Source organism: Agrobacterium sp. LEGMi-208b, assembly GCF_059511785.1.
The window spans coordinates 2,207,129-2,227,039 of record NZ_CM183445.1 but is presented as its reverse complement, the minus strand read 5'-3'; the positions used below and the strand labels follow the sequence as shown (position 1 = coordinate 2,227,039).

Genomic DNA, 19,911 nt, shown 5'->3' with positions numbered 1-19,911 from the left:
GATGATGGCCGCCAAAGACGAAGATACGATCGGTTTTTACACCGATAATGCCAACGCCTACACGACCAGGGGACAGGCTCCCGACCGCCCGCATCTGGAGACATTTCTGGCCCGGCTGCGAGACGGCGCAAGCATCCTCGAACTGGGATGCGGCGGCGGGCAGGACAGCGAATTCATGCTGGCCGCCGGTTTCGATGTGCACCCCACCGATGGAACGCCCGAAATCGCCAAATCGGCGCAAACCCGGCTCGGCATTCCCGTCAGGACGTTACTGTTCGAGGATATCGATGAAACTGAGCGCTATGACGGCGTCTGGGCCAATGCCTGCCTGCTGCATGTGCCCCGCCCTGCCCTGCCGGGCATTATCGGCCGCATCCACACGGCGCTGAAACGCGGCGGCGTTTTTTATGCCAGCTTCAAGGCCGGAGAAGCGGAGGGCCGCGACATGTTCGGCCGTTATTACAATTACCCTTCGAAGCCTTGGCTGGAAGAGGTTTACGGACAGTTTGACTGGGCGGCGGTGGAGATCGAGGCACGGCAGGGCAGCGGTTACGACCAGCTCCCGACCGCATGGCTGCATGTGACGGCGACGAAAGCCTGATCCGCCGCGACAACTTGACGGTTGCGAAACCCCGTCCCACCCGGTTTAATCCGCGCATCGATTTGAAAGCATGATCCGGTTTCAGCCTGCGGGAGGAAAGCCGGCCGGGAGACCGCCTTGTACAGCATTTCCGACTATCGCGACTGCCAGTCGCATGGACCCGTCATCGCCGAACGGGTCTGGACGGCATGGTGGCAGGATAGCGGCCTTCGGGTCGGCGACGTCGCCGAGCACCTGAAGGACATGACCAACCCCCATAGGTTGCCCACCGGCTTTGTCGCCCATGACGGCAGCGACTATGTCGGCTCCGCCTTCCTCATCCATTGCGATCTGGAAGAGCGTCCGCAATATCTGCCCTGGGTCGCAGCCCTGTGGGTGGAAGAAGACCGCCGGCGCTCAGGCGTGGCGCGGGCCTTGATGCATGCCGCGACGCAAAGGGCCGCCGAACTTGGCCACGAGACCAGCTACCTCTGCTGCCAGCGCGATCTGGAAAGCTATTATACCAATTGCGGCTGGACCGTTCTGGAACGTGGCGTCGGCAAACACGACCTGACGGTGCTCACCTATACAACAGGCAAATAGGGTTCCGCCGCGATCCGCCGGAAACCCCTGAACCACCGGGAGGAACCATGCGACCGCCAGCCGCCATTATGGAAACCGCACTCTACGTGGATGATCTCGATGCCGCCGAAACCTTTTACCGGGATGTCTTCGGGCTGGACGTGATGCGCAGGCTGCCGGGGCAATTCATCTTCTTCAGATGCGGGCAGCAGATGCTGCTGATCTTCGATCCCGAACAATCCCGCCGGGCCGACCCCGACAATCCCATCCCCCGCCACGGCGCGGTGGGTCAGGGTCATTTCTGCTTTTATGCAAAGGACAAGTCGGAGGTGGACGGCTGGAAGGGGCGCTTCGAAGAACTTGGAATTCCCGTCGAGCACTATCACCGCTGGCCCAATGACAGCTATTCCGTCTATATCCGCGATCCGGCGGGTAATTCGGTGGAGGTTGGAGAAGGCAAGCTGTGGGGGATTGCGTAAGGCGAGCGCTTGAAAATTACCCGACGCACAGAGGGACGATGGGATGAAAGAGCTATCATCTACCGTCATCCTCGGGCTTGTCCCGAGGATCTGCAACCGATTGATTTTATTCAACGTGATTAGATCCTCGGCACAGGGCCGAGGATGACGTCGAGGGAGGGATGACCCACCCCTGACCATTTTTCACGCGCAGCCTGCCGATCAAATCTGCCGAACCGCGATCTCTTCTTCCGCATCGACAGCGAGCGGGTTCTTCAGCGGCAGCCCGAAACCGGCTGCTTCGATTTCGAAGACGTCGCCCGCTTCCGGCTTGATGCCGTCTGCGAAGGAAAGCGTCGCCGTGCCGAACATGTGCACATGCACGTCGCCGGGCGCGCGGAACAGGCCATATTTGAAGTGGTGATATTCGAGGTTCGCAAAGGTGTGGGACATGTTGTCCTCACCCGAAACGAACGGCTTTTCGAAGATGACCTTGTCGCCGCGACGGATGCGCGATGTGCCGCGAATATCCGACGGCGGAGCGCCGACGCGGATTTCCGGGCCGAAGCTGGCCGGGCGGAGCTTCGAATGGGCGAGATAGAGATAGTTGATCCGCTCGGTGACGTGATCGGAAAACTCGTTCGAGACGGCAAAGCCGATGCGCACCGCTTCGCCCTTGTCGGAAATCACATAGATACCGGCCATCTCAGGCTCTTCGCCGCCATCCAGCGCGAAGGACGGCGAGGTGAGCGCTGCACCGGGTGCCGCCGCCACATGGCCGTTGCCCTTATAGAACCACTCCGGCTGAACGCCCTTTTCGCCAGCCTTCGGCTTACCGTTTTCGAGACCCATGCGGAACATCTTCATGGAATCCGTGAGACTCTCTTCGGCGGCTTCCGTGGTCTTCTTGTGCATGCTGTCACGGGTTGCGGCAGAGCCGAGATGGGTAAGACCAGTGCCGGTCAGATGCAGATGCGCCGGATCGGGATGGGTGATCGGCGGCAGGAAACGGCCTTCGGCATAGGCCTTTTCGAGATCGACGGCGTCGCCCAGACCATGGGCGGAAATGACATCGGCAAGGCTCTTGCCGCCATTGGCGGCTTCCATGGCGAGCGCATAAACCGACGCCGCACCCTTGACGGCGCGCGCCTGCCCGCCTTCTTCGCGAACCGCTACGGTGATGTTGCCACTGGCATCTTTGATCTGTGAAATGAGCACGGGATTTCCTTCCTCCGGCGCCACGCGCCTTGTCTCTTCTCTTCGGCGCATAACGCCTGCATCTTATGAAAGTGGCCGGAAACCGGCCACTTTTTTGACTGCGATAGGGTTGGGCCGATCAGCCCTTGTTCTTGTTGTAGACGTCGAAGAACACGGCGGCGAGCAGCACGAGGCCCTTGACCATCTGCTGGAAATCGATGCCGAGGCCGACGATCGACATGCCGTTGTTCATGACACCCATGATGAAGGCGCCGATGACCGCACCGGTGATCTTGCCAACGCCGCCGGATGCCGAAGCACCGCCGATGAAGCAGGCCGCGATCACGTCGAGCTCGAAGCCCACGCCGGCCTTCGGCGTTGCCGAGTTGAGGCGGGTCGCGATGATCATGCCGGCGAGACCGGCCAGCACACCCATGTTGACGAAGGTGAGGAAGCTCAGGCGTTCGGTGTTGATACCGGAAAGCTTGGTCGCCTTCTCATTGCCGCCCATGGCGTAGACGCGACGGCCGATGGTCGTGCGGCGCGTCACGAAGCTGTAAAGCGCGATCAGCACCAGCATCACGATCAGCACGTTCGGCAGGCCGCGATAGGTGGACAGCTGGTAACCGAGGAACAGGATGGCGCCGGAGATCAGCAGATTCTGCACAATGAAGAAACCGAACGGCTCCACGTCGATGCCGTGCTTCACGTTCACGACGCGGCGGCGCCATGCGAGATAGAACAGCACGACCGTAATCAGCAACGTCAGGATCATCGACGTCGTGTTGAGCCCTTCAATGCCGCCGATATCGGGCAGGAAGCCGGTGCTGATGATCTGGAAATCGGTCGGGAACGGACCGATGTTCTTGCCGCCGAGCACGAAAAGCGTCAGGCCGCGGAACACCAGCATGCCCGCCAGCGTCACGATGAAGGACGGAATGCGGTGATAGGCGATCCAGTAACCCTGGGCCGCACCGATGATGCCGCCGATGACGAGACAAATCAGCGCCGCCAGGAACGGGTTCATGCCCCATTGCACGGTCAATATCGCCGCGATCGCACCGACGAAGGCAACGATGGAGCCGACCGAAAGGTCGATATGCCCGGCGACGATGACGAGCAGCATGCCCAGCGCCATGATGACGATGAACGAGTTCTGCAGGATGAGGTTGGTCAGGTTCACAGGGCGGAACAGGATGCCGCCGGTGTAGAACTGGAAGAAAACCATGATGGCGACGAGCGCGATCAGCATGCCGTATTCGCGGATATTGGCGCGAATATAGGACGAGATCGAGACGACGTTACTTTCTTCGTTTGTTGTGTTTGCCGAACTCATGAGTTCTTCTCCCCTGAGCGCATGATAGCGCGCATGATGCTTTCCTGGCTCGCCTCTCCCTTCGGCAATTCAGCGACGATGCGGCCTTCGTTCATGACGTAGATGCGGTCGCAATTGCCGAGCAGTTCGGGCATTTCCGATGAGATCATCAGAACGCCTTTGCCGTCGGCAGCGAGCTGGTTGATGATGGTGTAGATTTCATATTTCGCGCCGACATCGATACCGCGGGTCGGTTCATCGAGGATGAGCACGTCGGGATTGGAGAACAGCCACTTGGAGAGCACCACCTTCTGCTGGTTGCCGCCCGAAAGATTGACCGTTTCCTGAAAGATGCCCGAAGACCGGATGCGCAGGCGCGTGCGGAAATCGCTCGCCACCTTCATTTCCTTGATGTCGTCGATGACGCTGGCCTTGGACACGCCGGCCAGGTTGGCAAGCGTGGTATTGTGCAGGATGTTGTCGTTGAGCACGAGACCGAGATGTTTGCGGTCTTCCGTGACATAGGCAAGACCGGCATCGATCGCCTTGCGCACGGTGCTGACGTCCACGGGCTTGCCGTCGATCAGCACTTCGCCGCTGATCTTGTGGCCATAGGACTTGCCGAACACGCTCATCGCAAATTCGGTGCGCCCCGCGCCCATCAGACCGGCAATGCCGACGACTTCGCCCTTGCGCACGGTAATGTTGATGTCGTGCAGAACCTGGCGGTCGCGATGCTGCTGGTGATAGGCGTTCCAGTTCTTCACTTCGAGAATGGTCTCGCCGATCGGCACGTCGCGCGGCGGATAACGATCCTCGAGATCGCGCCCCACCATGTTGCGGATGATGACATCCTCGCTGATTTCTTCCTTGTGACAGTCGAGCGTCTTCACCGTCATGCCGTCGCGCAAAACGGTGATCTGGTCGGCCACCTTGCGCACTTCGTTGAGCTTGTGGGTGATGATGATCGAGGTCATGCCCTGCTTGCGGAATTCCATCAGCAGGTTCAGCAGCGCCTCGGAATCGCTTTCGTTGAGCGACGCCGTCGGCTCATCGAGAATGAGCAGCTTCACGCTTTTCGACAGTGCCTTGGCGATCTCGACAAGCTGCTGCTTGCCCACACCGATATCGGTGATCAGCGTCTCCGGCGATTCCTTCAGGCCCACCTTCTTTAGAAGTTCGCGGGTACGGTTGAAGGTCTGCTGCCAGTTGATGACGCCGCTCGAAGCGACCTCGTTGCCAAGGAAGATGTTTTCCGCAATCGACAGAAGCGGCACGAGCGCCAGCTCCTGGTGAATGATGATGATACCAATATCTTCACTGTCGTTGATGGCGCGAAAATTCCGCACTGCGCCTTCATAGTGGATTTCGCCCTCATAGGTGCCGGCGGGGTAAACACCGGAAAGGACCTTCATCAAGGTCGACTTCCCCGCGCCGTTCTCACCGACGAGTGCGTGGATCTCACCCTCTTTAACCCTAAGATTGACGTTCTCAAGCGCTTTCACGCCCGGAAACGTCTTGGTGATGTTCCGCATTTCGAGAATGGTATTGGCCATATCGCAATCCAGCGCCCGATTAATTCCGGCGTTTTTATTTTTATGGAAAAACGGGGATGACGCCAAGTCATCCCCGCATGTGTCTTCAGCTTATTTCAGCTGGTCTTCCTTGTAGTAACCGCCATCGACGAGAACCTGCTTGTAGTTCTCCTTGGTGACTGCAACCGGCTTCAACAGGTAGGACGGAACGACCTTGACGCCATTTTCATAGGTCTTGGTGTCGTTCACCTCAGGCTCCTTGCCCTGCAGAACCGCGTTGACCATGTTCACGGTCACCTTGGCGAGTTCGCGGGTGTCCTTGAAGATGGTGGAGTACTGTTCGCCGGCAATGATCGACTTGACCGAGGGAACTTCAGCGTCCTGACCGGAAACGACCGGCAGCGGCTGGTCCTTCGTGCCATAACCAACGCCCTTCAGCGAGGAGATGATGCCGATCGACAGACCGTCATAAGGCGACAGAACGGCGTCAACCTTGGCGTCGGTGTAATAGGCGGACAGGAGGTTGTCCATGCGGGCCTGGGCCGTTGCCGGATCCCAACGCAGCGTACCGACCTTGTCCATGCCGGTCTGGCCGGACTTCACGACCAGCTTGCCGCTGTCGATGTAAGGCTGGAGAACCGACATTGCGCCGTCATAGAAGAAGAAGGCGTTGTTGTCGTCCGGGGAGCCGCCGAAGAGTTCGATGTTGAACGGACCCTTGCCATCCTTCAGGCCGAGCTTGTCGACGATCGAGGTTGCCTGCAGCACGCCAACCTGGAAGTTGTCGAAGGTTGCGTAGTAGCTGACGTCGCCGCTGTTGCGGATGAGGCGGTCATAAGCGATGACCTTGATGCCCTGCTCGCCGGCCTGCTTCAGAACGTCCGACAGCGTCGTGCCGTCGATCGATGCGATCACGAGGACCTTGACGCCCTTGGTGACCATGTTTTCGATCTGGGAAAGCTGGTTCGGAATATCGTCATCGGCATATTGCAGGTCGGTGGTGTAACCGGCTTCCTGCAGCTGCTTCACGATGTTGTTGCCGTCGTCGATCCAGCGAGCGGACGACTTGGTCGGCATGGCGATACCAACGGAACCCTTGTCCTGTGCGAAAGCCGGCACTGCGAAAGACGCAGCACCGATGGCACAAGCTGCCATCAGCGAAATAATGGACTTCATTAACTCTCTCCCTTGAGCCCTTCTATGGCGCCCGCATGTTGCGATGCACCATGAAATTCATGCCGTCAGAGGAAGAAGCCGCATTGCGCTCGCTCCGATTTCGCAATTGCGAAATGGAACAGCTGCCGCTCCTCCCCGGCATTCCGCAAATTGTTCTGAATCCATATAACTGTCAAATAGAATATATCGGTTTCCATATATCAATTATGATATATTAAATCGATACAATAACCGATGAGGGGTATGAAACAGCGCATGAACAACCAAAAAGTGTATGAGCAGGCGCAAACAACAGAGGCCCTTTTCGTCTTTGAAGACAACCCGTTGCTGCGGGCCGGATTGAAGATGAGCCACCTGCGCATGCTGGTCATGATCGAGGAGCACGGGCAGGTCAGCGCGGCAGCGGCCGCCATGAACATGACGCAGCCCGCAGCCTCGCGCATGCTCGCGGAAATGGAAGCAATCGTCAAATCACCACTCTGTCAGCGGGCCTCGCGCGGCGTGGTGCTGACGAAATTCGGCGAGGCGCTGGCGCGCCGGGCCCGCACCATATTGCTGGAGCTGCGCGAAGCGAGCCGCGAACTCAACCAGATGAAGTCTGGCAGCGGCGGCTCGGTCTATATCGGCGCCGTCACAGCACCGGCGATCAGCCTCGTCGTTCCCGCCATCAGGCGCGCCATGGACACCTATCCCGGCATCGAAATCAACGTGCAGGTGGAAAGCAGCAACGTGCTCGCGCGCGAACTTCTGGCAGCCCGCCACGATTTCATCATCGGCCGCATTCCCGATGATTTCGATCCCGGCCTCTTCTCCATCCACGAAATCGGCATAGAGCGCGCCTGTCTGGTGGTGCGGGAAGGCCACCCGCTGCTGCGCGGCGAACCCGTGACCCTGCAGGATCTTTCGGGTTACGACTGGGTCTTCCAGCCGCCCGGCGCGCTATTGCGCAGAACCATGGAGGATGTCTTCCTCACCCATGGCGTCGCCATGCCGCGCAACGTCATCAACACGCCATCCGTGGTGCTCACCCTTGCGCTTGTCTGCAATACCGATGCCATCGCCCCGATCGCCCAGGACATGGCCGAATTCGTTACCGGCCAACAGGCCGATATCGGCCGGACCCGCATTTTGCCGACGGATTTCGAGCTGGTCGTCAAGCCCTACAGCATCATCACCACCAAGGGCCGCGTTCTGCCGCCCAGCGCCCGCCTGCTTTACGATCTGGTGCTGGATGAAAGCCGCAAGCTGACCGGCCCGTGACCACGGCAAGCCAGACACCACCTTCATGATCCATAAAAGCCGGATAGTCAGACCGGCGAGGAAATAGCCGCATGCTCTTCGGACAATCCGTCTTCCAGTCGGTCGTCGACAGGCTGAAACAAGAAAAAGAAGAGGAAGGCGTGGAGCCGCCACCGCCCGCCGGTCACCGCATTGCCGGTTTCAGCTCGGGCTTCGTTGTCGATACGCATATTGAGGCGCCGCCGCCGGCAAACGGCAATCTCGATGCCTATCTCGCCTTCCTGGCCGATCCGGCCCCACCGCCCGAACCTCAGCCGGAGCCCGAACCGGAGCCCAAACCGGAGCCGATGCCGGCCCATCTCGAAAAAACGTCGCTTGCCGATGTTTCAGCCGAACTGGCGATCCACGAAACCGACACGGCCGCAACGCTTGCGGAAAAGCGCCGCGCCTTCGCCCGCCTCAATCATCCCGACGGGGTGAAGCCGCAATTCCGGCACAATGCGACGCTGCGCATGACGGCCGCCAATCTCCTGATCGACCAGGCGATCCGGATGCTGCGGGCGCGGGAGCATTTCCGGTAAAAGTGCCGGACAGCCTTATGTCGCAAAATACATGAAACGAAAGACAGGCGGCGCTTCAGCCCGCATCGTCCTTATCGGTGGGCGCGCTTTCGGCGGCAGGCTCATCCGTGCCATTCCCGCTTTTGGCGGCGTCGCTTGCGGGTTTGAACTTCAGCAGCAATTCATAGGCTGCATAAGCCCCGATGCCGGCAACGATGGTTCCCCAGAAAAACTCGCGATTGACGAATTCGATGACGGCCCATGCCGCGCAAAAGCCGACGATGAGCAACCGGACCCACAGGGGACGGTAAAGCGGATGACTCGTATCGATATTCAGCATGGCGTTCCCGTCCCGGGCCTTTCCAGTCGATCGCATGATTGCGGTTCCACGCCCAAAGGCGTGAAGTGCTTATGCGTCTTGGCGGTTTCACAGGAAAATTGCAACGCAATTCAACCCCGCTGCCAATCAGGCTGCCGTGAAAGACCAGCGCGGGAAGATCGTTGCCGATGCCGCAGGCAATGGGAAGACGCAACATCTGCGCACAGGCCGCACCCTGCGGCTGCCTGCGCCTTGGATTGCCCCGCTCTCGTCGAAGGTCAGTCGCGCAGGCGTCCGAGCAGGGCCAGAAGCTGATCGCGGGCCTTCTTGCCGCCGATCCTGTCGATCAGCTTTTCCTCACGGTCCCGCCATGTGTTGGAAAGCCGGTCGAGAAGGCTGCTGCCTTCCTCCGTCATGTCGAGGAAATGAACGCGCCTGTCCTCTTCCGACTTGCGGCGGACAAGCAGCCCCTTCTCTTCCATGCTGTCGACGATGGCGACGAAATTGGCGCGCTGTATGCCGAGCGCTTCCGCCACATCGCTCTGTTTAAGGCCGGGATTGCCGCCGACGATCACGAGAACGGAAAAATCGGCTGGCCGCAAACCCTGCTCGGCCAGCACATCGGCAAAACCGTTTGCCACGGCAAGTTGCGAGTGCCGCAAATGATAGCTGATCGCAGTCGTCAGCAACCCATAGTCGATCGCCGTTATATGCGCCGCTTCCGCGCTGCCGCTTTCGGCCTTTTCCGTCCGCGGCCCGTTGCTGTGTGCCAATCGCAAAGCCATCCGATCCCCCGCCTGATTCGTTCCTTTACCGTGCCGAAATCATACCCGACAACGTCACGAAACTGTATCCCAAATAAATGTAGATGATACTAATATTGTATAATAATTTGACAGTTAATCGCCGGCGAAGCAAACGGAGACTCCGGGTGGCCACCCGGCGAACGAAAAAAGTATGATGAATTACCCGCCAATTTCGGGGGGATAAAATCGCTTGCCGCGCCGTGCTTGAAGGGCATTGCCGCAATCCGGCCGCCTTTTCGCGAGAGGGGCAAAACAGCGGCCCCACCGGGCAATAACATACTACTTATAAGGGAAAACCCATTCCGGCAAAAAGACAATACGTCAAACGACGCACCGCCCTGCCGCCACGGAAAGGCCCACGGCCACCCCATATGAGGCAACCTCACCCGCCCTGCCCGAAAACAGGCAAGGTTTCGCAAATCTTTGATTTTTAGACATTGATGCGAAAACAAAGCTGGGGTATGAACCAACCGCTGCACGCGATTCAAGCGTGACCGCTGCACCCGTAGCTCAGCTGGATAGAGTGTTGGATTCCGATTCCAAAGGTCACAGGTTCGAATCCTGTCGGGTGCGCCATATTTCTCAAAGCCCACAACGTTTCATACTACCCCTGAGACAATCCCAGGAAGCCTGTCGAGGATGAGCGTCGAGAGCCTCGGGTGAAGCGAACCGGCGAAGGCTGCGTCAAAAAGACCCTGCCTGAATCCCTAAAATGACGTTGTTGAAGCAGCCATTATAAGATAGCGCTAGCCAGGCAGATTTCGTCAAGTAATAGACTGGAAATACTAAAATGATGGATTGGGATTGGGTGGATTTCTTCCCTATAGTCTTCCTTCCGTTCAAGATTATCGTGCTGGGTACGGGCATGTACTTCGCCATCAAGTGGCATCACGATCAAGCGAAGAAAGAAAAAGAAACCAACGGAGGGTAAGCGCCCACCGAACCGCCCTTGACGCGTCAGATCAGTCGGCCGACATCAAGATCGTTTGCGGATGCCCGCACAGATGCGTGTTTGCTGCCGTCACCGTGAGACATCAAGACCGATGGCCTACCTGCCCGCATGGCGCAGAACGCCGTAATCATGGTCACCGACCGCAAAATTGGCGCCGCCCGCGTCGCAGGCCATGTCGATACCATACTGCTTGGTCACGCCCTTTATGGCGTCGCGCTGCTCGCGATAATCCTCGGATGCGCGCAGTTCCTCAAGCGTTCGGCCACTCCAGGCAATGACTTTCTTGACCGCCTGTTCATCGACCTTCCACTGCGCGCAGGGATTGCTGCGATGATAATCGGCCTCTGCCATCGCCGATGCAGCCCACAGGGCGCGCGATTCCATGTCCATGGCCAATGCCGGCTCCTGCCTGCCGGCGAGCAGGAGCGTCCCTGCGACGATGGGCAAGAGGTGCCGCCTGAATGATGATGTGTAACAAAAACGACTGAACATGTTCCTCAACCCCACGACCGCTTTGATCTTCGCCTGAACAGCCGGAGAGATCCCGAAAAGATCGCTGCGCGCGCATCAACGCCAAAACCCACCTTCGCAAAACGACGTCGCGAGAAACCACTCTTTTCCGCGAGTCTCGCGACATATTAAGTGCAATGCATCGAACAAAGTAAATCGAGCATGAATATGCACAGGCCCGGCAGCGAAAAGTTCGGATTTCACCAGGGGGATATTTTCTCGCGTGAACCGATGCTGAGGCCCCCTCCCGGCGATGGGCGTCGATGCGGATGATTGACCCAGGGAGAAGATGTCGGGGTTCGCGCGATGGACATCGATTTTACCGGAACGGCTCTCGATTGCGCCACATCGCCGTTGAACGCCGGCGGGGATATCTCCCCGCCGAAACGCATATTGGCAGCCAACCGCCGCTTAAAACTCCTGCCAGTCGCCCTTCGATGTATCGACGGCCGCGTTGCCCGAAAAGGCCGAGGCGATCTTGCGGCCGAGGGCGCGGACGGGGGATGCCACATATTTGTCGTTGCCGCCGGCGCTGCGAACAGGAACAGGCTGACTTCTCGGCTGATGGGCGCCGTCGGCGAGCCTGAACTGGGAAAGCAGCTGGTTGAGCGATGCCACTTCCTTGGCGAGACCATGGCTTGCGGCATTGGTTTCCTCCACCATGGCCGCATTTTTCTGCGTGTCCTGATCCATCTGGTTGACCGCCGTATTGATCTGCTGCAGGCCGGAAGACTGTTCCTGCGCGGCCTCCACGATGGAGACAACGTGCCGGTTGATCTCCTGTACTTCCGAAACGATGGTCGCCAGCGCCTTGCCGGTGTCGCCCACCAGCTGAACGCCCTGCTGCACCTGGTCGTTCGAGGTGTTGATCAGCGCCTTGATCTCCTTGGCCGCATGGGCGGAGCGCTGGGCAAGCTCGCGCACCTCCTGTGCGACGACGGCAAAACCCTTGCCGGCCTCACCGGCGCGCGCAGCTTCCACACCGGCATTCAGCGCCAGAAGGTTGGTCTGGAAAGCGATCTCGTCGATCACGCCGATAATATTGCTGATCTCATTGGCGGACTTCGCAATCTGCTCCATGGCGACCACGGCGCGGCGCACCACGTCGCCGGATTGTTCGGCACCCGCCTTGGCGCGGCTGACGATCAGGCCCGCCTCCTGCGCGCGCCGAGTGGAATCCCGCACGGTCGTGGTGATTTCCTCCAGAGCGGCCGCGGTTTCCTCGACGGCCGCAGCCTGCTGCTCGGTGCGCTTGGCCAGATCGTCAGCGGCGGACTTGATTTCCTCCGCGCCCGCGCCGATGCCGCTGGCGTTCTGCGCCACATTGGTCAATGCCGCCTGCAGCTTTTCGGCTGACATGTTGAAATCGTTGCGAACGGCGTCGAGCGTCGCGGTGAATGGCTGGCCGATGCGATAGGAAACATCGCCTTCCGAAAGCTTCGAGAGACCGGCTGCGAGATTGTCGACGGCGAATTTGACATCGGCCGCTTCCCTTGCCCTCTGCTGCTCGCGCTCGATCCGCTCTTTCTCCGAAAGGCTGCGATTGGCTTCGGTTTCCTGTTCGAGACGAAGACGCTCGATGGCGTTTTCACGGAAGACCTGAACGGCTTTGGCCATCTGGCCCACTTCATCGTGGCGCGCCGTGCCGTCGATTCCCGTTGCCGTCTCGCCGCCGGCGAGCGACACCATGCGCTCACGCAGGCGGGCGATCGGCGTGGTGATGCCGCGGGACGCCACGAACAACGCCAGAATAATGCCGGCCACAAAAGCGATGCCGACAGCCACCAGCGACGTGAAGATGGTTGAATTGGTCTGATCCGTCAGATCGTCGCTTCCCTTGACGACACCCTTGGCGAGCTTGTCCAGCAGCGCCGTAATGGCCACCGAAGTCGCCTGGATGGAGACATCCGCCTTGAGCAGCTGTTCGGCGGACTCCTCATTGCGGTCCGCCAGGCCAAGGTCTACAGCCTTGTCCGTCATTGCCGTTATTGTCTGCGACTGCGCGATGAATGCGTCCATCGCGGCAGCCTCTTCGGGAAAGACAGCCTTTACATTTTTGAGGCGCTCCAGCAGCAATCCCTTGCTTTCATTGTAGGCCTGTCTGGCGGCCTTTATCTCTGGCCCATTCGCATCATAGGCCATGACCTGATAGGCTCCATAGGCCACCGCGACCAGATTGCGGTTGGCGCGCGCAAGCTCCACCAGCGCGGCGTTATCGTTGGCGATAAAATTGGAGTAGGCCGTGTCCGCTTCCTTGTAGCGGATGGACATGAAGGCAGTCGCGCCAAGGCCGACAAGGCAGAGCGGTAGAATGAGCGACAGGATTTTGGTGCGGATACTGGCATTTTGAAGGAAAGACACGGAAAACCTCACGTCATTGAAAAACCGCTCCTTCCCCGTGCCGGAGGTGTTCGGCAAGACTGACATTGCACGTCGAGCGCCCCGATCATCGAGGCTCGGTTAGCCGCATCATCGGCTGTGGCCGCTCTGCATCATGCATGCGCCGAAGAAAGCCGCCTGTCCCTTCAAATACGGACCGGCCGCTACCCACGGATTTGGCACAGCGGCCCGCCAGCAGGCGGAAACACCGGACTAAATTCCGGGGGGAAAGGCGAAGGCAAGCTAGCTGTCAGCCTCTCCCCTTAATTTATTTTCTCATAAAATTGTTATAGTTAAAAACTTTACAATTCCTTCACATTACGGCCGGCAAAGCATGGATGCTTTTTTGCCCCCGGAACCCGTCGTTAACGGCCTGGCGTAAAAAGCCGCGCTCTTCGCATGGCCGCCCATCGCTGCAAAATGGCGGCCAGGACGGCAAGTGCGGCCATGGCGGCGAATATCACGGCGATGTCACGATAGGTGGCGGCAAAACCGAACCGGGCGATCCACGGCTGGCTTGCCAGCGGCGATATGAAATGCCCGAGAAACATCGAAGCCGTGACGATGCCGGCGATGCGCCCGCGCAGGCGCGGGGGTGCGAGCATGATGGTAGTGGACATGATACCCGGCATCACCACGCCGAGACCAAACCCCACCACCGCAAGCGACGACAGCATGGCGAGCAGCCCCCCGGCCATGGCAAGCAGCGCAAAACCCGTCGCCATCGACACCAGCCCGGCGGCAATGATGGCGGTCACGCTGGCCCTTGCCCGCAATCGCCCGAAATTGAGCGCCGCCAGCGCCCCGGCCAGATTGAAAATGCCGATGGCATATCCGGCAATGCTGCCGGAAAACACACCGAGTTCGCGCAGGAAAAACGGCAGTTGCGAGGGAATGGTGTAAAACAGGGCGTTGACGAGGAATACCGCCAGTGCCAGCACGGCCACCAGCAGCCAGTTGACCGCAAGATCCTGTTCGCCGCCGGCTTTGATACTTTTATTGTTCCTGACCGGCTCCGTCAGAAAAAGCAGGGCCGCCGGCAGAATGAGCAAAGCAACGGCATAGACCGCGAAGGGCGCGCGCCAGTGCAGATCCGCCAGCAAACCACCCGCCACCACAAAAACGACGCCGCCGATCTGGGTGAAGGCCTGCTGCAGGCCGAGATAGCGCTCCCGCGCCGGACCTTCGAAATAATCGCCCACCAATGCCGTCCCGATCGTCATGATCGCGCCGATCGCCAGACCGAGAAAAGCGCGCCCGACGAGCAGGCCGGCAAGACTGCCGGCAAAAAGGCCGGACATGCCGGAAAGGCTGTAGAGCAGGATCGCGCCGAGCAGCAGCCGCTTGCGGCCGAAGCGATCCGCCAGCACACCGGCAACGGGCGCGCAGAAAGCCACGAAAACCGAGGGCAGCGTCAGCACCATGCGGCTCATGATATCCACATGCGGCGTCGACAGGAAAGTCTGCTCGATGGCGGGCAGCGAAGGCGCGACCGTGGTTCCGGCCATGATGGTGAGTGTGGCGACGAACAGTAGCGTCATTTTCAACGCGAGGGATTTTTCGGCCATTTCACGCCTCCTTGTAAGGCGTTGCGGACCGCGCCTGTTTCAGCGCACGCGCCCACCAGCCAAGCTTTTTCATCATCGTCTCCAGCGCGCCTGCCGCCGGCGCGCCGGCGTCGAACTGACCCGCTGCATCGACGCGATCCCAGGGATTGGCGAAGCTGACGACATCGCGGATCGTCACCGCATGCAGTTCCGCAAAGACGGGGCGAAGCTGCTCGGCGGCGCGCAGGCCGCCGGAAATGCCGCCATAGGACACGAAGGCCACCGGCTTGGCGCCCCATTCGTCATATGCGGAATCGATCAGCACCTTCAGCGCGCCGGGGTAACTGCGGTTATATTCCGGTGTGACGACGATGAAGGCATCGGCGCCATCGAGGCTTTGCCGGAGCTGCCGCACCGAGGCGCGCTCGGGCGCGTGGTCCTGCGGCAGATCGAGTTCGCGCGGATCGATGACCGCAAGCTCCAGTCCCGGCAGCGCCTCGAGCCGCTCCAGCAGCCATTTGCCGATGACATCGCAGAAGCGCGGGTTGCGGGCGCTGCCAAATATGATCCGGATGGAAAGTGTATTATCGCTCATGGAACGTCCTTCAACAGTATGTTCCATGTCCTGATAATTCCTCAACTATAGTTGAGGTCAATAGCCGCGCATAAAAAAAGCGGCAGGTTCAAAACCTGCCGCATCCATCTCCGCCAGTGGCACTGGGCGGGCCGCTTCAGGCGGCCGCGCGCCGCAGCGCTGTCGCAACCTTGTGGATATGCGCCGCACCAATGCCGCAGCAGCCGCCGATCATGGTCGCGCCCGCATCCGCCCAGGAGCAGGCAAAACGGGAATAGACATCGTCTGTCAGGTCGGCACGGGTGCCGTGCAGGCCCTCATTGGCGGCGGAATCGCCCTGCTCGCCTTCGAAGGCATTGGCATAAACGCCGATTTCCAGCGATACACCCTTTTCCGCGAAAACGGCGGATGCCGTTTCCACGGCAGCCTTCATCACTTCCGGCTTGCTGCAGTTGAACAGAAGGGCGGCGGCACCCGATTGCGCCGCCCACTCGGCGGCGGCCTTCACCGTTTCACCCGAGCGCAGCATCGGCTCTGCGCCGCCGGTTGCGGTTGCATCGTCGTTAAGCGTGAAGGAAATCCAGAACGGTTTGTCGGTTGCCGCAACGGCCTGACGTACCGCTTCGCCTTCGGCGATCAGGCTCAGCGTCTCGCCGAGCCAGACATCGACATGAGGCGCGAGATTGTCGACCAGCACCTTGAGATAGGCCTGCACCCGACCCGCATCGAAATTCTGCGGCTCATAGGAGCCGAAGATCGGCGGCAGCGAACCCGCCACCAGCACCTTGCGGCCGGAAGCATCAGCCGCTTCGCGCGCCAGCTTGCCCGAGAGGGCGATCAGCGATGCACCGTCCTTCTGAAAACGCTCCTCGCCAATGTGAAACGGCACCAGCGCATAGGAATTGGTGGTGACGACATCGGCGCCGGCCTCGATGAATTCCTGATGCACCTGCCGCACGATATCGGGCGCGTCGATAAGCGCCAGCGCCGACCATTCCGGCTGTTTCAGCTCGGCGCCGAGCCGCTGCAATTCGCGGCTCATGCCGCCATCGAGGATACGGATAGTGCCCATGTTGATACTCCTTGAACGATTTACCGCCGGACCGGCACCTGCCGTTCGACAAGGCCGAAACAGCGGGCGATGATGGCGGTGAGAATGAGATAAAAGACGGTGACGACGATCAGCGGTTCATAGACCAGCAGCGTATCCTGCCGAACCTTGTAAGCCACGGCGTAGAGGTCCATGACCGTCACGGTAAAAGCAAGCGGCGTCGCTTTCAGCTGCATCACCACCTCACCGGCAATGGTCGGCAGCGCGATGCGGATGGCGCGCGGCAGCCAGATGCGGCGAATGAGGGTGAAACGGCCCATGCCGAAAGCCCTGCCGGCCTCCAGCTCGCCTTTCGGCACGGCCAAAAGCGCACCGCGCAGAACTTCCGCCTCATAGGCCGCATAATTCAGCGTGAAGCTGACGGCTGCGAAGAAGAACCCCTCGCGCAGCACCGGCCACATGAAGCTTTGCCGGAGCCCGGGGATCATCGGCAGAAGCGAGCCGACGCCGTAATAAAGCAGCCAGAGCTGGATGAGCAGCGGCGTGCCGCGGAAGAAGGTGCAATAGGCCCGCGCCAGGGTTTTCGTCACCCGCCCGCCGCTCACCTGCGAAAAGGCAAGCCCGATGGCCAGAAGAAACCCGATGCTGACGGAGATGACGAGCAGTGCCACCGTCTGCCATGCACCCGAAAGAAGCAGCGGCCAATATTTCGCGACCCAGGAAAAATCCATGCCGTTCCCTCCTCAGGCCACGGCCGGCTGGCCGCGCCGCACCCGGCGTTCCAGCATCGAAAAGACGAGGTTGGAGACGAGCGTGATCGCGAGATAAAGAAACGCTGCCGCAAGGAAGAACAGGAAATATTGCTTGGTGCTGGCCCCGGCCAGACGTGTCGCCAGCGCCAGTTCCTGATAACCGACGACCGCCACCAGGGCGCTGTCCTTGGTCACGGCAAGCCAGAGATTGCCGAGCCCCGGCAAGGCATTCGGCAACAGCGCCGGCAAAACCACCCGGCGGAACCGTAAGGCGGGCGACATGCCGAAGGCGCGTGCCGCCTCGATCTGCCCGTTTGGAATGGCGAGGATCGCGCCGCGCAGAACCTCGGTCATATAGGCCCCCTGCACGAAACCCAGAACCGCAACGGCGGCAACGAAACCGTTGACCTCCAGCGGCGGCATGCCCGCGAGCAGCAGCAGCCGGTTGAGACCATCCGTCCCGGCATAATAAAGCCCGACGATGAGGATCAGCTCGGGAACGGCGCGGATCGCGGTGGTATAGAGGTTGAGCAGCAGGCCAAGCGGCCTGTTGCCCGAAAGTTTGCCAAGCGCCCCGGCCATGCCGATGGCAAGACCGATCAGATAGGCGCCGGCGGAAATGGCAAGCGTCGACGCCGCACCCTTCAACAGGGTACCGCCCCATCCCGGAGGATAGGGAGACAGCAGTTGCAGCGTGGTTTCAAGGCTTGCCATATGCGTGACCGATCAGATGGAATTACTGCCCGTAAATATTGAAGCTGAAGTACTTCCTGGTGATCTCGTCATATTTGCCGCTGGCGCGCACGGCGGCGATTGCCGCATTCAGCTTGGCCTTGAGTTCGGTGTCTTCCTTGCGCAGGCCGCCCGAAACGCCGAGACCGAGGATTTCCTTGTCGTCGGCGACATCGCCCATGTCGGCGCAGCAATCTTTACCCGCATCGCTCTTCACGAAAGCGTCGAGAACGATGGAATCGCCGAAAACATAATCGATGCGGCCGGCGGCGAGATCCTGAAACGCCTCGTCCAGCGTCTGGTAGGTCTTCTCATCGGCGACACCGGCGAAATATTTCTTGTAATATTCGGACTGGATGGTCGCCACCTGAATGCCGATGGTCTTGCCCTTGACGTCCTCGGCCGTCGCACCCGGCTTTTCGCCCTTGGCGCCGATCAGCTTGCTTGGCGTGTTGTAATATTTATCGGTGAAATCGATGATCTTCTGGCGCTCTTCCGTGTTCGACATGGAGGACCAGATGACGTCGAATTTCTTCGTCTGCAGCGCCGGGATGAGGCCATCCCAGGACAGTTCGACGATCGAGCATTTTTCCTTCATTTCCGCGCAGACGGCGTCCATGAGATCGATTTCCCAACCCTGCCACTTGCCGCTGGCATCCTTGGCGAAAAAGGGCGGATAGGCCTCGTTCATGATGCCGAAGCGCACGTCGGCGCTGGCCGTGAAGGCGGAAAACGCAAATGCCGTTCCGGCAAGCAGCGTGGCGAAGAATTTCATTCAAGTCTCTCCTGTTAAAACGAACTGTCAGGCAAATAGGTCAATGGGCGAGCGCGCCGGTGAATTCACGGCAGCGCTCGCTCAAGGGGTTTCCGAACACCTGCGCCGGCGGCCCCGCCTCCTCCACCCGGCCCTGATGCAGAAACACGACCTGCGAGGACACATCGCGCGCAAAGCGCATTTCGTGGGTGACAAGCAGCATGGTGCGGCCTTCCTCGGCCAGATCGCGGATGACCTTCAGAACCTCGCCCACCAGCTCGGGATCGAGCGCCGAAGTGGGTTCGTCGAACAGCATCACAGCCGGCTCCATGCAGAGCGCGCGTGCGATCGCAGCGCGCTGCTGCTGCCCGCCGGAAAGGAATGCCGGATAGGCGTTTTTCTTGTCATAAAGCCCGACCTTGTTCAGCAGGGCTTCGGCCTTCTCGACCGCCTCCTGCCGTCTGACGCCGAGAACGTGAACGGGCGCCTCGATGACGTTTTCGAGAACCGTGCGATGGGCCCAGAGATTGAAATTCTGGAACACCATGCCGAGGCCGGTGCGCAGTTTTTCCACCTGTCGCCAGCTTTTCGGCACCGCCTTGCCGTCCCGGCCGGTTTTCGTGGCGATTTCCTCGCCATTGACGATGACGCGGCCGCGATCCGGCGTTTCGAGAAAATTCATGCAGCGCAGAAAGGTGCTTTTGCCGGAGCCGGAAGACCCGATGATCGAGATGACATCGCCCTTGTGGGCCCGCAGCGAAACGCCCTTCAAAACTTCATGCGTGCCGAAGCTCTTGTGGATGTCATCCGCCTCGAGCGCGCAGGCGCCTGTATCTGCCATCGATTGACCTTGCCGATCCGTTTTTTGAGTGCCGCCACGCCAATAGCCGGGG

The 19,911-nt window shown here is 59.9% G+C and carries 21 protein-coding genes and 1 tRNA gene; 7 read left to right on the top strand and 15 right to left on the bottom strand.

Translation table 11 applies throughout. The features are described 5' to 3' along the window. Positions 1 to 4 precede the first annotated feature (4 nt). The 3 genes from AC5YUO_RS10795 (at position 5) to AC5YUO_RS10785 (ending at position 1,641) form a co-directional block, all read left to right on the top strand. Positions 5 to 601: a class I SAM-dependent methyltransferase gene (locus AC5YUO_RS10795; protein ID WP_496154845.1), complete on the top strand. Its 597-nt coding sequence runs from the start codon at positions 5 to 7 to the stop codon at positions 599 to 601. 117 nt (positions 602 to 718) lie between these two features. Then, a complete protein-coding gene (locus AC5YUO_RS10790; protein ID WP_496153295.1) occupies positions 719 to 1,183 on the top strand; it encodes a GNAT family N-acetyltransferase in 465 nt (154 codons plus the stop codon). Positions 1,184 to 1,230: 47 nt separating this feature from the next. Then, positions 1,231 to 1,641: a VOC family protein gene (locus tag AC5YUO_RS10785; protein ID WP_496153294.1), complete on the top strand. Its 411-nt coding sequence runs from the start codon at positions 1,231 to 1,233 to the stop codon at positions 1,639 to 1,641. Positions 1,642 to 1,842: 201 nt separating this feature from the next. Here the strand turns inward: AC5YUO_RS10785 and araD1 are convergent, their stop codons facing one another. The 4 genes from araD1 to chvE form a co-directional block, all read right to left on the bottom strand. After that, positions 1,843 to 2,838, bottom strand: coding sequence for a 2-keto-3-deoxy-L-arabinonate dehydratase AraD1 (gene araD1 / locus AC5YUO_RS10780; RefSeq protein WP_400821306.1), 996 nt, complete (start codon positions 2,836 to 2,838; stop codon positions 1,843 to 1,845). A 118-nt stretch (positions 2,839 to 2,956) separates the two neighbouring features. Then, positions 2,957 to 4,153 (bottom strand): sugar ABC transporter permease GguB, encoded by a 1,197-nt coding sequence (gguB, locus tag AC5YUO_RS10775; RefSeq protein ID WP_400821304.1) that lies wholly within the window; start codon positions 4,151 to 4,153, stop codon positions 2,957 to 2,959. Beyond that, entirely contained in the window at positions 4,150 to 5,688 is a 1,539-nt protein-coding gene (gene gguA / locus AC5YUO_RS10770; protein ID WP_496153293.1) for a sugar ABC transporter ATP-binding protein GguA, read from the bottom strand. Before gguA ends, gguB begins: the two co-directional genes overlap by 4 nt. A gap of 90 nt (positions 5,689 to 5,778) precedes the next feature. Then, positions 5,779 to 6,843, bottom strand: a complete 1,065-nt coding sequence (gene chvE, locus AC5YUO_RS10765) for a sugar ABC transporter substrate-binding protein ChvE (RefSeq protein WP_003520542.1) — start codon at positions 6,841 to 6,843, stop codon at positions 5,779 to 5,781. Positions 6,844 to 7,098: 255 nt separating this feature from the next. Between chvE and AC5YUO_RS10760 the strand changes: the two genes are divergently transcribed. Beyond that, entirely contained in the window at positions 7,099 to 8,103 is a 1,005-nt protein-coding gene (locus AC5YUO_RS10760) for a LysR family transcriptional regulator (protein WP_400821300.1), read from the top strand. A 71-nt stretch (positions 8,104 to 8,174) separates the two neighbouring features. Beyond that, positions 8,175 to 8,663: a hypothetical protein gene (locus AC5YUO_RS10755; protein WP_496153292.1), complete on the top strand. Its 489-nt coding sequence runs from the start codon at positions 8,175 to 8,177 to the stop codon at positions 8,661 to 8,663. A gap of 55 nt (positions 8,664 to 8,718) precedes the next feature. Here AC5YUO_RS10755 and AC5YUO_RS10750 read toward each other — a convergent pair whose 3' ends face one another. Both AC5YUO_RS10750 and AC5YUO_RS10745 read right to left on the bottom strand, forming a co-directional pair. After that, positions 8,719 to 8,982: a hypothetical protein gene (locus AC5YUO_RS10750; protein WP_496154844.1), complete on the bottom strand. Its 264-nt coding sequence runs from the start codon at positions 8,980 to 8,982 to the stop codon at positions 8,719 to 8,721. Between the two features lie 257 nt (positions 8,983 to 9,239). Next, on the bottom strand, positions 9,240 to 9,746 hold the full coding sequence (locus AC5YUO_RS10745) for a MarR family winged helix-turn-helix transcriptional regulator (protein ID WP_003520548.1): 507 nt from the start codon (positions 9,744 to 9,746) through the stop codon (positions 9,240 to 9,242). A gap of 520 nt (positions 9,747 to 10,266) precedes the next feature. Between AC5YUO_RS10745 and AC5YUO_RS10740 the strand changes: the two genes are divergently transcribed. Next, positions 10,267 to 10,343, top strand: a tRNA-Arg gene (locus tag AC5YUO_RS10740). Positions 10,344 to 10,557: 214 nt separating this feature from the next. Beyond that, the gene (locus tag AC5YUO_RS10735; RefSeq protein ID WP_149741148.1) at positions 10,558 to 10,698 is read left to right on the top strand and encodes a hypothetical protein; all 141 of its coding nucleotides are present in this window, start codon (positions 10,558 to 10,560) and stop codon (positions 10,696 to 10,698) included. A gap of 117 nt (positions 10,699 to 10,815) precedes the next feature. Here AC5YUO_RS10735 and AC5YUO_RS10730 read toward each other — a convergent pair whose 3' ends face one another. The 9 genes from AC5YUO_RS10730 to AC5YUO_RS10690 form a co-directional block, all read right to left on the bottom strand. Then, positions 10,816 to 11,166, bottom strand: coding sequence for a hypothetical protein (locus AC5YUO_RS10730; RefSeq protein WP_496153291.1), 351 nt, complete (start codon positions 11,164 to 11,166; stop codon positions 10,816 to 10,818). Positions 11,167 to 11,640: 474 nt separating this feature from the next. Further along, on the bottom strand, positions 11,641 to 13,590 hold the full coding sequence (locus tag AC5YUO_RS10725; RefSeq protein WP_496153290.1) for a methyl-accepting chemotaxis protein: 1,950 nt from the start codon (positions 13,588 to 13,590) through the stop codon (positions 11,641 to 11,643). Positions 13,591 to 13,973: 383 nt separating this feature from the next. Beyond that, positions 13,974 to 15,176, bottom strand: a complete 1,203-nt coding sequence (locus AC5YUO_RS10720; protein WP_496153289.1) for an MFS transporter — start codon at positions 15,174 to 15,176, stop codon at positions 13,974 to 13,976. 1 nt (position 15,177) lies between these two features. Next, the gene (locus tag AC5YUO_RS10715) at positions 15,178 to 15,750 is read right to left on the bottom strand and encodes an NADPH-dependent FMN reductase (protein WP_496153288.1); all 573 of its coding nucleotides are present in this window, start codon (positions 15,748 to 15,750) and stop codon (positions 15,178 to 15,180) included. A 136-nt stretch (positions 15,751 to 15,886) separates the two neighbouring features. Continuing rightward, positions 15,887 to 16,801, bottom strand: coding sequence for a homocysteine S-methyltransferase family protein (locus tag AC5YUO_RS10710; protein ID WP_496153287.1), 915 nt, complete (start codon positions 16,799 to 16,801; stop codon positions 15,887 to 15,889). 20 nt (positions 16,802 to 16,821) lie between these two features. After that, positions 16,822 to 17,511 (bottom strand): ABC transporter permease, encoded by a 690-nt coding sequence (locus AC5YUO_RS10705; protein ID WP_400819465.1) that lies wholly within the window; start codon positions 17,509 to 17,511, stop codon positions 16,822 to 16,824. A 12-nt stretch (positions 17,512 to 17,523) separates the two neighbouring features. Then, positions 17,524 to 18,246 (bottom strand): ABC transporter permease, encoded by a 723-nt coding sequence (locus AC5YUO_RS10700; RefSeq protein WP_496153286.1) that lies wholly within the window; start codon positions 18,244 to 18,246, stop codon positions 17,524 to 17,526. A 22-nt stretch (positions 18,247 to 18,268) separates the two neighbouring features. Further along, complete coding sequence (locus tag AC5YUO_RS10695; protein WP_496153285.1) at positions 18,269 to 19,039, bottom strand: transporter substrate-binding domain-containing protein; 771 nt, start codon at positions 19,037 to 19,039, stop codon at positions 18,269 to 18,271. A 40-nt stretch (positions 19,040 to 19,079) separates the two neighbouring features. Continuing rightward, a complete protein-coding gene (locus tag AC5YUO_RS10690) occupies positions 19,080 to 19,859 on the bottom strand; it encodes an ABC transporter ATP-binding protein (protein ID WP_496153284.1) in 780 nt (259 codons plus the stop codon). Positions 19,860 to 19,911: the final 52 nt, after the last annotated feature.

Coding starts and splice junctions, on each gene's coding strand:
- AC5YUO_RS10795 (WP_496154845.1), top strand. CDS start 5: ATGGCCGCCAAAGACGAAGATACGATCGGTTTTTACACCGATAATGCC.
- AC5YUO_RS10785 (WP_496153294.1), top strand. CDS start 1,231: ATGCGACCGCCAGCCGCCATTATGGAAACCGCACTCTACGTGGATGAT.
- gguB (WP_400821304.1), bottom strand. CDS start 4,153: ATGAGTTCGGCAAACACAACAAACGAAGAAAGTAACGTCGTCTCGATC.
- gguA (WP_496153293.1), bottom strand. CDS start 5,688: ATGGCCAATACCATTCTCGAAATGCGGAACATCACCAAGACGTTTCCG.
- chvE (WP_003520542.1), bottom strand. CDS start 6,843: ATGAAGTCCATTATTTCGCTGATGGCAGCTTGTGCCATCGGTGCTGCG.
- AC5YUO_RS10760 (WP_400821300.1), top strand. CDS start 7,099: ATGAACAACCAAAAAGTGTATGAGCAGGCGCAAACAACAGAGGCCCTT.
- AC5YUO_RS10755 (WP_496153292.1), top strand. CDS start 8,175: ATGCTCTTCGGACAATCCGTCTTCCAGTCGGTCGTCGACAGGCTGAAA.
- AC5YUO_RS10750 (WP_496154844.1), bottom strand. CDS start 8,982: ATGCTGAATATCGATACGAGTCATCCGCTTTACCGTCCCCTGTGGGTC.
- AC5YUO_RS10745 (WP_003520548.1), bottom strand. CDS start 9,746: ATGGCTTTGCGATTGGCACACAGCAACGGGCCGCGGACGGAAAAGGCC.
- AC5YUO_RS10735 (WP_149741148.1), top strand. CDS start 10,558: ATGATGGATTGGGATTGGGTGGATTTCTTCCCTATAGTCTTCCTTCCG.
- AC5YUO_RS10720 (WP_496153289.1), bottom strand. CDS start 15,176: ATGGCCGAAAAATCCCTCGCGTTGAAAATGACGCTACTGTTCGTCGCC.
- AC5YUO_RS10715 (WP_496153288.1), bottom strand. CDS start 15,750: ATGAGCGATAATACACTTTCCATCCGGATCATATTTGGCAGCGCCCGC.
- AC5YUO_RS10710 (WP_496153287.1), bottom strand. CDS start 16,801: ATGGGCACTATCCGTATCCTCGATGGCGGCATGAGCCGCGAATTGCAG.
- AC5YUO_RS10705 (WP_400819465.1), bottom strand. CDS start 17,511: ATGGATTTTTCCTGGGTCGCGAAATATTGGCCGCTGCTTCTTTCGGGT.
- AC5YUO_RS10700 (WP_496153286.1), bottom strand. CDS start 18,246: ATGGCAAGCCTTGAAACCACGCTGCAACTGCTGTCTCCCTATCCTCCG.
- AC5YUO_RS10695 (WP_496153285.1), bottom strand. CDS start 19,039: ATGAAATTCTTCGCCACGCTGCTTGCCGGAACGGCATTTGCGTTTTCC.
- AC5YUO_RS10690 (WP_496153284.1), bottom strand. CDS start 19,859: ATGGCAGATACAGGCGCCTGCGCGCTCGAGGCGGATGACATCCACAAG.